At 61.4% G+C, this 14,871-nt stretch carries 11 protein-coding genes and 1 pseudogene; 10 read left to right on the forward strand and 2 right to left on the reverse strand.

The genetic code is table 11. From position 1 onward, the window contains the following. Positions 1 to 13 precede the first annotated feature (13 nt). The gene (gene ppc / locus RAE19_RS14555; protein ID WP_313875564.1) at positions 14 to 2,836 is read right to left on the reverse strand and encodes a phosphoenolpyruvate carboxylase; all 2,823 of its coding nucleotides are present in this window, start codon (positions 2,834 to 2,836) and stop codon (positions 14 to 16) included. Positions 2,837 to 2,933: 97 nt separating this feature from the next. On the opposite strand from ppc, the gene hemC reads away from it, so the two are divergent. Genes hemC through RAE19_RS14585 form a run of 6 tightly spaced genes read left to right on the forward strand, consistent with a single transcriptional unit; the run spans position 2,934 to position 8,085 of the window. Then, on the forward strand, positions 2,934 to 3,845 hold the full coding sequence (hemC, locus tag RAE19_RS14560) for a hydroxymethylbilane synthase (RefSeq protein ID WP_313875565.1): 912 nt from the start codon (positions 2,934 to 2,936) through the stop codon (positions 3,843 to 3,845). A 7-nt stretch (positions 3,846 to 3,852) separates the two neighbouring features. Continuing rightward, the gene (locus RAE19_RS14565) at positions 3,853 to 4,647 is read left to right on the forward strand and encodes a uroporphyrinogen-III synthase (protein WP_313875566.1); all 795 of its coding nucleotides are present in this window, start codon (positions 3,853 to 3,855) and stop codon (positions 4,645 to 4,647) included. Then, positions 4,644 to 5,696, forward strand: a complete 1,053-nt coding sequence (locus RAE19_RS14570; protein ID WP_313875567.1) for a uroporphyrinogen-III C-methyltransferase — start codon at positions 4,644 to 4,646, stop codon at positions 5,694 to 5,696. Before RAE19_RS14565 ends, RAE19_RS14570 begins: the two co-directional genes overlap by 4 nt. Before the next feature lie 2 nt (positions 5,697 to 5,698). Further along, positions 5,699 to 6,967, forward strand: a complete 1,269-nt coding sequence (locus RAE19_RS14575) for a heme biosynthesis HemY N-terminal domain-containing protein (RefSeq protein WP_313875568.1) — start codon at positions 5,699 to 5,701, stop codon at positions 6,965 to 6,967. Between the two features lie 42 nt (positions 6,968 to 7,009). Continuing rightward, the gene (locus tag RAE19_RS14580; protein ID WP_313875569.1) at positions 7,010 to 7,807 is read left to right on the forward strand and encodes a GGDEF domain-containing protein; all 798 of its coding nucleotides are present in this window, start codon (positions 7,010 to 7,012) and stop codon (positions 7,805 to 7,807) included. Further along, positions 7,801 to 8,085 (forward strand): hypothetical protein, encoded by a 285-nt coding sequence (locus tag RAE19_RS14585; RefSeq protein ID WP_313875570.1) that lies wholly within the window; start codon positions 7,801 to 7,803, stop codon positions 8,083 to 8,085. Before RAE19_RS14580 ends, RAE19_RS14585 begins: the two co-directional genes overlap by 7 nt. Before the next feature lie 94 nt (positions 8,086 to 8,179). Here RAE19_RS14585 and RAE19_RS14590 read toward each other — a convergent pair whose 3' ends face one another. Further along, positions 8,180 to 11,152, reverse strand: a complete 2,973-nt coding sequence (locus RAE19_RS14590) for an Rne/Rng family ribonuclease (protein ID WP_313875571.1) — start codon at positions 11,150 to 11,152, stop codon at positions 8,180 to 8,182. 495 nt (positions 11,153 to 11,647) lie between these two features. Here RAE19_RS14590 and RAE19_RS14595 point away from each other — a divergent pair. From RAE19_RS14595 to RAE19_RS14610, 4 genes and pseudogenes are all read left to right on the forward strand, one after another. After that, positions 11,648 to 12,734, forward strand: a pseudogene (locus RAE19_RS14595) (RluA family pseudouridine synthase). 8 nt (positions 12,735 to 12,742) lie between these two features. After that, a complete protein-coding gene (locus tag RAE19_RS14600; protein WP_313875572.1) occupies positions 12,743 to 13,417 on the forward strand; it encodes an HAD family hydrolase in 675 nt (224 codons plus the stop codon). 27 nt (positions 13,418 to 13,444) lie between these two features. Continuing rightward, the gene (locus RAE19_RS14605) at positions 13,445 to 13,828 is read left to right on the forward strand and encodes a Rieske (2Fe-2S) protein (RefSeq protein WP_313875573.1); all 384 of its coding nucleotides are present in this window, start codon (positions 13,445 to 13,447) and stop codon (positions 13,826 to 13,828) included. Further along, positions 13,829 to 14,869 (forward strand): S49 family peptidase, encoded by a 1,041-nt coding sequence (locus tag RAE19_RS14610; protein ID WP_313875574.1) that lies wholly within the window; start codon positions 13,829 to 13,831, stop codon positions 14,867 to 14,869. It begins immediately after the preceding gene. Positions 14,870 to 14,871 lie beyond the last annotated feature (2 nt).

The following is a 14,871-nucleotide window of genomic DNA, read 5'->3' on the forward strand; positions in this document are numbered from 1 at the left end:
TGGAAAACACCGGTCAGCCGGTGTTGCGCAGTCCGGCGGCGATGCCGTTGATCGAGATATGGATCCCGCGCTGCACCCGTTCGTCGGCCTTGCCCTCGCGGTAGCGGCGCACCAGTTCCACCTGCAGGTGGTGCAAGGGGTCGATGTACGGGAAGCGGTGACGGATCGAACGCTGCAACGCCGCGTTGTTGGCCAAGCGGTTTTTCTCGCCGGTGATGGTGGCGAGCGCCTGCGCGGTGCTGTGCCATTCGGCTTCGATGGCGCTGAAGATTTTCTTGCGCAGTCGGGCATCGCTGACCAACTCGGAGTAGCGGGAGGCCAGTGCCAAATCGCTCTTGGCCATGACCATGTCCATGTTGGACAGCAGGGTGCCGAAAAACGGCCACTGCTTGTACATTTTTTGCAGGAGCGCCACGCGTTCTTTTTGCTCTGCAGCCGTGCCGGAACCGACGAATTTTTGCACTGCCGAGCCAAACCCGAACCAACCGGGCAGAGTCAAGCGGCATTGGCCCCAGCTGAAGCCCCAGGGAATCGCGCGCAGGTCTTCAATCCGCTGTGAGGCCTTGCGAGACGCAGGGCGCGAGCCGATGTTGAGTTCGGCAATTTCGCGCAAAGGCGTTGAGCTGAAGAAGTACTCGGTGAAACCGGGGGTTTCATACACCAGGGCGCGGTAGGCCGCCATGCTGTTGCCGGAGAGCTCTGCCGCTGCTTCCAGGAAGGCCTTGGTGGCCGACTTGGTGGGTTGCAGCAAAGTTGCTTCCAGCGTGGCTGCGACCAGGGTTTCGAGGTTGCGTCGGCCGATTTCAGGGTTGGCGTATTTGGAGCCGATCACTTCGCCTTGCTCGGTCAAGCGGATCTGGCCACGCACGGTGCCGGGGGGCTGGGCCAAGATGGCCTGGTAGCTCGGGCCGCCGCCGCGACCCACGGTGCCGCCGCGGCCGTGGAACATGCGCAGCTGGATTTTGTGCTGGGCAGCCAGCACGTCAAACAATTCGACCAAGGCGATCTCGGCCCGGTACAGCTCCCAGTTGCTGGTGAAGATGCCACCGTCCTTGTTGGAGTCGGAGTAGCCCAGCATGATGTCTTGCTCGCCACCGCTGCGCTTGACCAAATCGGCCACACCCGTCAGTGCATAGAACTCCCGCATGATGGGCGCGGCATTGCGCAGGTCTTCAATCGTTTCGAACAGGGGCACCACGATCAGGTCGGAAATACCCGCCGCATCCAGGGTGCCGCGCATCAGGCCGACTTCTTTCTGCAGCAGCAGCACCTCGAGCAAGTCGCTCACGGTTTCGGTGTGGCTGATGATGTAGTGGCGGATCGCCTCGACGCCAAAGCGCTCGCGCATAACCTTGGCCATGGCAAAAATGGCGAGCTCGCCTTGGGCATGTGCCGAGTATTCCGCGCCGTGGACCCGCAGCGGGCGTGCGTCGTTGAGCAGGCCCATCAGCAGGGCACGCTTGGCATCTTCTGACAGGCTGCTGTAGTTGGCGTGCACACGGGCAGTGGCCAGCAGTTCTGCCACCACTTCTTCGTGCTTGTCAGAGCTCTGGCGCAAATCAACCGTGGCCAGGTGGAAGCCAAACACTTCCACCGCGCGGATCAGGGGGTGCAGCCGCTGTGCTGTCAGTGCGCCACCGTGGTTGGCCTTGAGGGAGGTCTCAATCACCCGCAAGTCGGCCACAAAGTCCTCGGCCAGCAGGTAGGGGTTTTGCGGTGCTACCGCATGGCGGGCAGCTTCGGTGCCGGTCAGGTCGGACAAGGTGGCGGCCAGGCGTGCATACATGCCGGTCAGGGCGCGGCGGTAGGGCTCGTCTTTGCGGTGGGCGTTCTGGTCCGGGGAGCGCTCAGCCAGCGCTTGCATTTCGGGGGTGCAGTCGGCCAGCATGGCGGAGATGGAGAGCTCACCGCCCAGGTAGTGCACCTCGGTCAGGTAGTGGCGCAGTGCCACTTCCGCCTGGCGGCGCAGGGCGTATTCCAGGGTCTGGGCGCTGACGTTGGGGTTACCGTCGCGGTCGCCACCAATCCACTGGCCCATGCGCAAAAAGCTGTGCACCGGTTGGTTGCCCAGCATGCTTTCGAGCTCGGCATACAGCTTGGGAATCTCGCGCAAAAACGTGGATTCGTAATAGCTCAAGGCGTTCTCGATCTCGTCGGCCACGGTGAGCTTGGAGAAGCGCAGCAAGCGGGTTTGCCAGAGCTGCATCACGCGGGCGCGCATCTGAGCTTCGTTGGCGGCCAGCTCTTTGGGGGTGAGTGCGTCTTTCTTGCTGTCGACGGTGCCGGCGCGCTGCTTGATCTCGTCGCGCTGGGTCAGCAGCTGGGCGATGTCGCGCTCGGCATCCAGAATGCTTTTACGCTGCACTTCGGTGGGGTGGGCGGTGAGCACCGGAGACACAAAGCTCTGGGCTAGGGTGTTCGAAATCGCTTTGGGCGCAATGCCGGCCCAGCGCAGGCGGGACATGGCGACTTCAATGCTGCCCTCTTGGGTATCACCCGCACGCTCGTGCACTGCACGGCGACGGATGTGGTGGCGGTCTTCGGCTAGGTTGGCCAGGTGCGAGAAATACGTAAAAGCGCGAATCACGCTCACGGTCTGGTCGCCAGAGAGGCTCTTGAGCAGCTTCTTGAGGGCCTTGTCGGCTTCCTGGTCGGCATCGCGACGGAAGGCGACAGACAGCGTACGGATTTTCTCAATCAGCTCGTAGGCATCCACACCTTCTTGCTCTCTGATTACATCCCCCAAAATGCGCCCAAGGAGGCGGATGTCTTCTACCAAGGGACGCTCGTTGTCTTTTGTGCGCTTGGCCGTTTCTGCGGCAGGTGCTTTATTCATAGGTCTGGGAGTGGGGTGGGGGAGGCTTCAGGTGAAGCAAGGAACGCGCCCATGCTAGCATCGAAGCCATATTTTGGATTACAGCCGAGTTACGATTTTGCCCACCTTTACGATCGCCACCCGAGAGAGCCGATTGGCGCTTTGGCAGGCTGAACATGTTCAGTCTTTATTAGAAAAAAACGGGTCAACGGTGGCCCTCTTGGGGATGACCACCAAAGGCGATCAGATCCTCGATCGCTCGCTCAGCAAAGTCGGTGGCAAAGGCCTGTTCGTCAAAGAGCTGGAGGTCGCCCTCGAAGAGGGCCGTGCCGACCTTGCAGTCCATTCCCTCAAAGATGTGCCGATGGAGCTGCCCGAAGGCTTTGTGCTGGCCTGCGTGATGGAGCGGGAAGACCCCCGCGATGCGTGGGTGTCCAGCACCTACGCCAGTGTGTTGGATCTGCCAACCGGCGCCATCGTCGGGACCTCGAGTTTGCGACGTGTGGCCCTTTTGCGCGCCATGCGCCCCGATCTGAAGATTGAGCCTTTGCGTGGCAACCTCGACACCCGATTGCGCAAGCTCGACGAAGGCCTGTACGACGGCATCGTTCTGGCGGCAGCCGGCCTGAAGCGCTTGGGTTTGGAGGCGCGTATTCGCGCGGTTTTTGAGCCTGAGCAGATGCTGCCCGCGGCCGGGCAAGGTGCCTTGGGCATCGAGATCAGGAGCGACCGTGCAGATGTGGCAGGCGCCTTGCAGCACCTGGTGCACACACCCACTTGGCTGGCGGTGTCCGCCGAGCGGGCGGTGAGCCGCATGATGGGCGGGAGTTGCTCGATGCCGTTGGCGGCTTATGCCCAGTTTGACGGTGAGCAATTGCGTATCCGGGCGGCTTGGGGCGATGCCGATGGCGTCCAGCCTGTGGTGTACGCGCACGCCAGTGGCCGTGTGGTCGACACCGCGTCGGCCATTGCGCTGGGTGAACAGGTCGCGCTTGCGTTGCAAGAAGGCGTGCGGGCGCAAACCGCCTAAGGCCGCGATGCGCGTCGTCATTACCCGGCCTCAATCGGAAGCTGCACCGTGGCTCAAGGCACTTGCGGACGCCGGCTATCAGGCCGAATCCTTGCCCTTGATTGATATCCAAGCTGCGGCAGCAGTCGCGCCGCTCAGCGCGGCATGGGAGCGCTTGGGCAGCTTCGATGCCGCCATGTTTGTCAGCCGTAACGCGGTGCACTATTTTTTCGAACAAAAAACAATGGTGGCGACCGTGTTTACTGCGGGATCAGCTATCAAAACAAGAGCATTTGTGACGGGGCCCGGAAGCTATTCAGCGCTGCTGAAAGTCGGCGCCCAAGCGGCATGCATTGATGCGCCGGACCATGAAGGCGGCCAATTCGATTCCGAAGCCTTGTGGGACGTGGTGTCCGCTCGAGTGGTGCCCGGTTACCGCGTGCTGGTGGTTCGCGGCACCACGGTGGATGCAGGCGCCAGCGATGAAGGGTTCGGTCGGGATTGGTTTGCCCGCCAGGTGAAAAGCGCCGGCGGCGAGGTGGAGTTCGTCGTTGCCTACCAGCGACAACGCCCGGTGTGGGGTGCGGACGCACTGGCCTTCGCCAAGCGCGCTGCCGCAGACGGCACAGTGTGGGTGTTCAGCAGCTCGGAAGCAGTGCGCAATTTGCAGGCCTGCTGCCCGGACGGAGACTGGAGCCGGGCCAAAGCCGTGGTGACCCATGCCCGCATTGAAACTGCCGCATTGGAAGCGGGCTTTGGGCAGGTTTTGCAGGCGAAACCTGTGCTGGGCGCGCTGTTGGCCTCGATAGAATCCCTGCAATGAACTCTGAAGCCCCCGAGCCTATTGCCAAGGATGCCGCACCTGCGGTTGGAGTGACTCCCATTGCGAAGCTGGCGGAGCCCCATCGTTGGTTGGGGGTTGTTGCCTTGGTGGCAGCCGCCGGCGCAATCGGCAGCGGGATGTTGTGGCAGAAGCTCGGCCAGGTCCAGGAGCAGTTGGCCCGCCAGACGGCGGATTCCGACGCGCAAGCCGGCGAAGCGCGGAGCACCGCCAAGCAGGCGCAAGAGCTCGCGATTGAAACCGCCGCCAAAATTGCCGTGCTGGATGCGCGCTTGAGCGAGGTGACACTGCAGCGCACGCAACTCGAAGAGCTGATCCAAAGTCTCTCGCGCTCACGCGACGAAAACCTGGTAGTCGACATGGAGTCGGGCTTGCGCCTGGCTCAGCAACAAGCGCAGCTCACCGGAAGTGTCGAGCCTTTGTTGACGGCGCTGAAGTCCGCGGAACAGCGGGTCAACCGCGCCGCGCAGCCGCGCCTGGCGCCGATCCAGCGCGCTATTGCCAAAGACATTGCACGTATTAAAAACACCGCGCTCTCAGACACCCCGGCCATGCTGCTCAAGCTGGACGAGTTGGTGTCTTTGGCGGATGAAATTCCGGTCAGCAATGCGCTGCCCTCGGCTAAAACTCCGCCGGTTTTGGAACGTCAGGCCCAAGAGTCTCTGCCAGGTTGGTGGGGGCGTGTCGGTGTCGTGATCCGTGACGAAGTGCGAGGCCTGGTGCGGGTGAGCAAGATCGACAGCCCGGATGCCGCCTTGTTGTCCCCGGAGCAGGCGTTCTTCGTGCGCGAAAACTTCAAGCTGAAGGTGCTGAACGCGCGCTTGGGTTTGCTGGCTCGCCAAACCGAAGCTGCCCGTGCAGATTTGTCTGCGGCCTCTGGCTCGCTGACCCGGTTTTTTGATGGCTCGTCCCGCAAAACACAGGCGGCCCAGGCTGCCTTGCAGGTGCTGCAGTCTCAAATGCGCACCCTCGAGGTGCCGCGGGTGGACGATACCTTGGCCGCCTTGGCTACGGCAGCGGCGGGGCGCTGATCATGCGGTTTGCGCTTTGGTTGATCGCCCTGTTTTGCGTGGCTGTGGTGTCTGCACTTTTCGCAGGAAATAACCATGGCACGGTCACCTTGTTCTGGCCGCCTCACCGTATCGACTTGTCGCTGAACCTCGTGTTGCTCGGCTTGGCACTGCTTTTTGTGACCTTGCATCTGGCCTTGCGTGCTTTGTCGGGACTGTTCAGCATTCCGCAGCAGGCACGTCGCTGGCGGCTCTCCTACAAAGAGCGGAGCATTTACTCCGGCCTGTTGGACACCATTTCCCATTTGGTGGCGGGCCGGTTTGTGCGGGCCCGCAAAGCCGCGGAGGTGGTGGTGGCGATTGAAGACGCGATGTTGGCCAGTGGCGATGCCTTGCCGGATGCCGCGCGCTTGCGCACATTGGCGCACCTGCTGGCTGCCGAGAGTGCCCATGCCCTGCAAGACCGAAGCCTCCGTGAGGCGCACTTTGAAAACGCACTTGCAGAGGCCAGCAGCAAAGAGGCTGGTGACTTACGGGATGGGGTTCAGTTGCGTGCAGCGCGTTGGGCTCTGGAGGATCGCGATTCAGCCGGTGCCGTGCGCTGGCTGGAGCAATTGCCCGTCGGCACGGCTCGGCGCACCATTGCACTGCGCTTACGCTTTAAAGCAGCGCGCCAGGCCCGAAATACCCGCGTGGCGCTGGATGCAGCCCGAGTGCTGACCAAACACCGGGCATTCTCGGAAGTGGCGGGAGCCGGCATTGTGCGTGGGCTGGCCCTTGAGATGCTGCGCAACGCGCACGATGCTGCGCAGCTGTCGCAGGCGTGGGCGTCTTTGGAATTGTCCGAGCGACAGCAACCGGATGTGGCGCTGGAGGCTGCGCAACGCTTGCTCGGCGTGCAAGGTGATCCTGCGGTGGCACGTCTCTGGGTGTTGCCCCTGTGGGAGTCGCAAGGCCATAGCCTGACCACCGATCAACGGGTGCGGCTGACCGGTATTTTGGAAACCAGTTTCGGTGCCAGCGAGGCCTTGCCTGACGCGGCTTGGCTTGCCCGCATCGAGCAGGCGCAAATGGCGCTGCCCGGTGATCCCTTGCTGCAGTACCTGGCCGGCGTGATGTGTGTTCGCTTGTCGCTGTGGGGCAAAGCGCAGGCTTTGTTGAAACAGTCCATCCCGCTGCTCAAGGATGCCGGTTTGAAGCGTCGGGCCTTGTTGGCCTTGGCCGATCTGGCCGAACACCGCATGGACACCAAGGCGGCAGCAGAGGCTTACAAAGCGGCTGCAAGGGCGTAAACCCATGGTGACGCCGCAAGGCGTTGGGGCTATTATGGTTTCATGGCCTCACTTATTGAACACCTCATCAAGCTCACGGATCACCGCGACCGCGATCTGCTGGAGCTCACCCTCTCCAAAGCCCTGATTGACTTGGTGCCTATCCAGCGGGTGCTGGTATCCAAGGTTGTCAGCGAAGAGGGCGTCAAACGCTGGATGGATGTCACCGTGCTCGATGCACGCGGTGGTGGCAAAGTGGTAGATCCCTTGCGCGTGGACTTTCAAACCCTGCCTATGCTGGAGGACAACCGGGACCGCTTGCATTGCATCCAACGTCGTGAACGCGTCGAAATTGCCTGGGCGGGCGAGGACGGACCACGAATTACCTATTTGCCGCTATTTGCTGACCCGGTGGCCGACGTGGAGGGCGTGCTGGAAATCCATTCGGCCAGTGCGCTGCTCGACGAGCAGCTCATGGTGATTGCGGATGTGTCGCGTGTTTTTCGCAATATGTACCGGTTGCTGGCCTACAGCGATCGGGATGCCTTGACGGGTCTGCTCAACCGCAAGTCTCTGGATGACACGTTTTACAGCGCCGTCCTTGAAGAGTTGGGCGAGATGCAGGATGCGGCAGCCGAAGCCCGCCAGATCGTGTTGGCAGCGGGGCAGGAGCGCCGGCACCGGGTGCCTCCCAACTATTGGCTGGGCACCATCTGTGTAGATAACTTCGGCACGATCAACGACCATCATGGGCACCTGATCGCAGAGGAGGTGCTGCTCTTGGTCGCGCGCATCATGAACAACACCTTCCGCACCTACGATCGTTTGTACCGATTCGGGGGGAGCAGTTCGCGGTGTTGATGCATTGCCCCGATGAGGCCTTGGTGCTTGCGGCATTTGAGCGGTTCCGGGCCAATATCGAGAAATTCAATTTCCCACAGGTGGGTCATTTGACGATTTGCGGCGGCTTCACCCGGGTGACGCCTGATGATTCGCCAAACACTGCCCTGGAGCGCGCAGAGCGCGCGGTTGACTATGGGCAGCACCACGGCCGGAACAAGGTCTTCAGCCATGCGGAACTCGTGCGTAAAGGCTTTTTTGCCGAGGCCCTGAAAATCGGTGCGGTGGATATTTTTTAGTGAGATATTGCCGGTAATCCGGCATAAAAAAGGGCACCTCGGTGCCCTTTTTTTATGAACAGTCACCGCGCATGGCGGTGACTGGACTGGCAGCTTAAGCCGTTTGATCGTTCTCAAACGGAAGCTTCATGTCACGCAGATCGCGACGGGTCTCGACCAACACCAAGGGGCGGTCGTCAAGCTCCACAGGAGCAGGACGCTCGCGGGGGACGTGCACTGGCTTGGGTTCGGCGGCAATCGCAGCTTGCACGGCTGCGATTTTGTCTGCATCCGAGTTCACCCATTGCAGGCCAGAGCTGCTGGCCACTTCCACCAAGGCAGCGGTCGGCAGGCTGTAGCCTGCCACTTTGGGCATGCGTCCGGCAGGTGCCGCTTCCGCTACCTGGGCGGGCGCTGGCGCTACGGGTGCTGCGACAGGCGCTGCAGCTACCGGTGCGGGTGCGCTTACCTCAGCGGCCACTGGTGCGGCGGCTTGCGGTGCCACAGTCACGGCCACGGCTTCCGGAGCAGCACTCGCCTCGGGCGCCACTGCTGCGGCTTCTGCACCGTCGATCGCGTTGCGCTGACCATTTTCACCACGGGGGCCGCGGTTGCCACGGTCACGACCGTAGCGGTCACGCGAGCGGCGTTCACGCGGTTCCTGCGCAGCACCGTTGTCGGCGGCAGCTTCGCCAGTAGCGACGGCTTCAGCGACTTCGTTGCCGGTAGCGTCAGTCACGGCTGCTTGTGGCGCTTGACCTTCGTCCTGGCGTGGCGCCCGGTCGTTGCGGCGTCCACGGCCACGGCCATTGCGGCCTTCGCGTGGTTCGCGTCCTTCAGCGCTTGGGTCTGCTGCGGGCACTGCACCCTCTGTCAGCGCTTGGGGCGCTACTACTTCGCTGGTGGGCTCCGTAGCGCGTACGTCTGTGCGCTCGCCGTTGCGCGGTCCGCGGTTGCCGCGTTCGTTGCGGTTGCCGCGCTCCTGGCGGCCTTCGCGGGGCTGCTGAGTGCCACCTTGGTCGGCCTGAACGCTGACCTCAGGGTTGACCGCTTTGGCTTGTTCGGCGTCCATGCGATCTTGGCGGGGGGCTTGGTTGCGTTCGTCGCGCTCATTACGGGCACCCCGTTCGCCACGCTCGGGGCGTGCATTGCGGTCACCGCGCTCATTGCGGTTGCCACGGTCATTGCGCTCGCCGCGGCTGTCTGGGCGGGCATCGGTACGTGCTTCGCCACGGCCTTCCGTATTGCGTTCGCCACGCTGGTTGCGGCCGCCGTTACGGCCACCATCGCGGCCTGGACGAGCTTCGCGCTTCTCTTCTGTCTTGACCGGAGCCGGGGCCACAGGGGCTGGAGCGGCAGCGGGAGCTGCAAACAAAGACTTGAGCCAAGCAAAGAAGCCTGTAGGTGCCGGGGCCGCTGCAACCGGAGCTGCGGGCGCTGCTATCACCTTGACGGGTTCTGGCTTAGGAGGCGCGATCGGTGCGGGGGCATCAGGCAACACGCCCTTGATGACGGGCGTTTGCTTGTTGGTCGGCTCTTGGGAGCGACGGGTCACACCTGTGCCTTCTTCCATGTCGTCAGCCATCTTGTAGCTGGCTTCGATGTGGTCGAGGCGTGGGTCGTCGTGCTTCAAGCGCTCAAGCTTGTAGTTGGGCGTTTCCAGGGTCTTGTTGGGCACCATCAACACATTGATGCGTTGCTTCAACTCGATCTTGGCAATTTCGGTGCGCTTTTCATTCAATAGGAACGAAGCCACTTCCACGGGAACCTGACACAGCACCGAGGCGGTGTTGTCTTTGAGAGACTCTTCCTGGATGATGCGCAAAATTTGCAAGGCGCTGGACTCAGTGTCACGGATGTGGCCGGAACCACCGCAACGCGGGCAGGGGATGGACGCACCTTCGGACAAGGCCGGGCGCAGGCGCTGGCGGCTCATTTCCATCAAACCGAACTTGGAGATGGTGCCGAACTGCACGCGGGCACGGTCCTGGCGCAGGGCGTCGCGCAAGCGGTTTTCCACTTCGCGGCGGTTGCGGGACTCTTCCATGTCGATAAAGTCGATCACGATCAAGCCACCCAAGTCGCGCAGGCGCATCTGGCGGGCCACTTCGTCAGCGGCTTCTAGGTTGGTTCGGGTCGCGGTTTCTTCGATGTCGCCGCCCTTGATGGCGCGGGCCGAGTTCACGTCCACCGACACCAAAGCTTCGGTGTGGTCGATCACGATGGCGCCGCCCGAAGGCAATGTCACGGTGCGGGCGTAAGCTGACTCGATTTGGTGTTCGATCTGGAAGCGGCTGAACAGCGGCGCGTCGTCGCGGTAGCGCTTCACGCGGGCTGCGTGCTCAGGCATCACGTGGGCCATGAACTGCTGGGCCTGCTCGTACACGTCGTCGGTGTCGATCAGGATGTCGCCGATGTCGTTGTTGAAGTAGTCGCGGATCGCGCGGATCACGAGGCTGGATTCCTGGTAAATCAGGAAAGCACCCTTGGCACCCTTGGCAGCGCCGTCGATGGCACCCCAGAGTTTCAACAGGTAGTTCAAATCCCACTGCAGTTCGGGCGCGCTGCGGCCGATGCCGGCTGTGCGGGCGATGATGGACATGCCGTTGGGGTATTCCAACTGGTCCATGTTTTCTTTGAGTTCAGCACGGTCGTCGCCCTCGATACGGCGGCTGACGCCACCGCCACGGGGGTTATTGGGCATCAGCACGACGTAGCGGCCGGCCAGAGAGATGAAGGTGGTCAGGGCTGCGCCCTTGTTGCCACGCTCTTCTTTTTCGACCTGAACCAGCAGTTCCTGGCCCTCGCGGATCGCGTCCTGGATGCGGGCATTGCTCGCAGACACGCCTTGCTGGAAATACTGCTTCGAGATTTCCTTGAAAGGCAGGAAGCCGTGGCGGTCTTCACCGTAGTCCACAAAACAGGCTTCTAGGGACGGCTCTACGCGGGTAACGACCGCTTTGTAGATGTTGCCTTTGCGTTGTTCGCGGCCTTCAATTTCGATTTCGTAGTCGAGGAGTTTTTGTCCGTCGACGATAGCCAAGCGGCGTTCTTCAGCCTGCGTGGCGTTGATCAGCATCCGTTTCATGGATTGCATCCTTCTTCAATTAGTACATGCCCGGTGGGGGCTCACGAAGTCGGACTGACGAATTGAAGTGAGGAGGAATTGCCGGAGAACTTCAGGTTACACGAGGTGTCGAAGCGTAGGCGCGTGGATGGGGACGAGGGAATGCGTTTGTGAACTCGCTACAAAAATGCTAGCTGGTTGCGCAGGTATTACCGGGGCTGCAGGCCGATTTGTGCCACCAAACGGGGCGTAAACGCTCCGCAGGCACAAGGTGATCAGGCTTAGCAACACAAACATCTCGTTTCATTCCGCCCGCCAACCGTGGGTTGGCAGACTTGGGGTATTCCGTATCAGGGTTTCAATTCGTCGGCTTGACCGTGTGGTGTCGCTGCCATCACAGGCAGGTGGCGTGTGATTTACAGCTGGCGCCAAACGGGGACTTCGACCTTCCAGCGCTGCGTTCAGTGGGGTGTGGACTAAACTCCAGACAAATCAACCACTTACGGCGCGTCGCTAGTGAAACACATTATAGGGGGCAAAGAGCCCTCAACGGCCCCCCTGGCCAACACCCAAGTCAAATCCGTGACGGTGGATGAAGACAGCGCTGGCCAGCGCCTCGACAACTTCCTGATGCGGGAGCTCAAGGGCGTCCCCAAGACCCACGTTTACCGCATCATCCGCAGCGGCGAAGTCCGCGTAAACAAAGGCCGCGCCAGCGCCGACACCCGCATTGCCGCGGGCGACCTTATCCGCCTGCCACCGGTGCGCACGTCCGAGCGTGCAGACCAGAAAACAGCTGCGATGGCCGAGCAGGCTCACCGCTTTGTGCCCGCCAAGGACTTCCCGGTGCTATTTGAAGATGACCATTTTCTGGCGGTGAACAAACCGGCAGGCGTGGCGGTGCATGGCGGTTCAGGGGTGAGTTTTGGGGTGATTGAGCAATTGCGCATGGCACGCCCCAAGGCGACGTTTCTGGAGCTGGTGCACCGGCTGGACCGGGAAACCAGCGGCATTCTGCTGGTCGCCAAGAAACGCAGCGCCTTGAAGAACTTGCAAGACCAGTTCCGCGAACGCGAGACTGGCAAAACCTATCTGGCTCTGGTGGCAGGGCAGTGGCCGGCTGAATAAGAAGGTCTTGGACAAGTCTTTGCAGAAATACCTGCTGCCGGATGGTGAGCGCCGTGTCCGCGTGGTGGCCAAAGACCATGCGGACGCCATGCCGTCCTTGAGTTTGGTCAAGGTGCATTCGGTCACGCCCGCGGCTTGCGTTGCGCAAACGCCGCAGCAAAAGGCTTATTCCTTGTTGGAGGTGACGATCAAGACCGGTCGCACCCACCAGATCCGGGTGCACTTGGCCTCGGAAGGCATGGGCATTGTGGGCGATGACAAATATGGCGATTTCGAGCTGAACAAGGCGCTGGCCCGTGACGAAGGGCTCGTGCCGCTCAAGCGCATGTTTTTGCACGCCTGGCGATTCCAGTGCAACCACCCGGCGACCGGTGAGCGCGTGGCCCTGCAGACCGACCTGCCGCCCGAGCTTGCCCGTTTTCTGCTGCAGGCCATTCCTGAAGAACCGGGCGCGATGGCACCGGTTCAGGGTTAAATCGAGGCATGAATTCCACCGCTTTCCGCCCCCGCCGTTTTGATCTGATCGCATTCGATTGGGATGGCACCTTGTTTGACTCCACCGCCCTCATTACCCGCTGCATCCAGCTGGCGGTGCAGGATGTAGGGGGCACCGTTCCCAGCGACAAGGATGCGTCCTATGTCATTGGTATGGGCCTGATGCAAGCATTGGCCCATGCCGCGCCGGATGTGCCGGCTGACAAATACCCGCTGTTAGGTGCACGCTACAAGCACCACTACAGCGTGCACCAGAACGACATCACCCTGTTTACAGGTGTGCTGGAGATGCTGGATCGCCTCAAAGCCCGCCAGCACCTGCTGACAGTTGCCACCGGCAAAAGCCGAGGCGGCCTGAATGAAGCGCTGCGCGATGTGAACCTGCAAGGCATTTTTGATGGCTCCCGCACGGCGGACGAAACCGCCGGCAAGCCCCACCCCCTGATGCTGCAAGAGCTGATGATGGAATTCGGGGTGGAGGCTGACCGGGTACTGATGATCGGCGACACCACGCATGACTTGCAAATGGCGGTGAACGCCGGATGCGCCAGCGTGGCCGTGAGCTACGGCGCGCATGAGCCGGACAGCTTCGAGGTGCTGGGGCCCTTGGCGATTGCCCACTCCGTGGCGGAGTTGGACGCCTGGTTGCAGGCCAACGCCTGACTTTGACACGCCAGATCAGGAGCCACCATGCCAGACGCCCTTCCCGACACGCCCGGAATTGCCTTGTGCAACTCCGCTGATTTGGTGGATAGCGGGCTGGCGGTGCCTTTTGATGTGATCTATTGCGGGCAGACTTGTTATGCCTTTGCGATTCGCTATGCGGGCAAGGTGTATGCCTATTTGAATCGTTGCTCGCACGTTCCCATGGAAATGGACTACCAGCCCAACCGGTTCTTTGATTTGACCGGTCATTGGTTGATATGTGCCACCCATGGCGCCATGTACAGCCCCCAAACCGGCATGTGCCGCACGGGCCCGTGCCGAGGTGGGCTGGTCTCGATCGCCTTGTCCGAGGTGGATGGCGTCGTCCACTGGCATACTTCCTCCCATCTCCAACCGGTAGTGTTTTAAATGACGGAACCCCAAATGCCGACAGGTATGCCTGAAGATCCAAATATGCCTGTAGCCGGCAATGAGTCTGCGCAAGCAGCTCCTGAGAAGATAGCAAGTACCGCCAAGAATTCTGACGCGGGCTGGGAGCGTGCCACGCTGGAAAAGCTCGCAACTGCAACCTTGGTCGAGCAACGCAGCGCGCGCCGGTGGCGCAATGGCATCCGGATTGCATGGCTGGTGTTTCTGTCGGTGGTGGTGTGGATGGGCTTGCAACAAAGCGGCGCGCCCGCCGATATCGCCACACCCCACACGGCGGTCGTGAGCATCCGGGGCGAAATTGCGTCAGGCAATGAGGCCAGTGCCGATGTGGTCGTAGCATCCATGCGCTCAGCCTTTGAAGATCAGGGGGCGAAGGCCGTGGTCTTGTTGATCAACTCCCCCGGCGGCAGCCCGGTGCAAGCCGGCATCATCAACGATGAGATCCGGCGTCTGAAAGCGCTGCACAACAAACCGGTCTATGCAGTGGTCGAAGAGACCTGTGCTTCCGCCGCTTACTACATCGCTGTAGCAGCTGATGAAATCTATGTCGACAAGGCCAGCATCGTCGGCAGCATCGGAGTGCTGATGGACGGTTTTGGTTTCACGGGCTTGATGGATAAGCTCGGTGTGGAGCGCCGTTTGATGACGGCAGGGGAGAACAAGGGTTTGCTTGACCCGTTCAGCCCCCAGACCGAGAAGCAGCGTGCCTTCGCCCAGTCCATGTTGGACCAGATTCACCAGCAATTCATTGCCGTGGTGAAAGAGGGCCGCGGCAAGCGGCTCACCGAGACCCCGGAGGTATTCAGCGGCCTATTCTGGACCGGTCAGCAGGCGATCGACCTCGGCTTGGCCGACAAGTTGGGCAATATTGATTACGTGGCCCGCGAAGTCGTGAAGGCCGAAGAGATCGTGGATTACACCCGCAAGGAAAACGTGGCCGAGCGGCTGGTCAAGCGTTTTGGTGCCTCGATCGGTGATGGTGCAGTGAAGGCGCTGCGTTCGTTGCCAGCGCTTCACTGAAC

This window comes from Rhodoferax potami (assembly GCF_032193805.1).
Classification (GTDB): Bacteria; Pseudomonadota; Gammaproteobacteria; order Burkholderiales; family Burkholderiaceae_C; genus Allorhodoferax; species Allorhodoferax potami_A.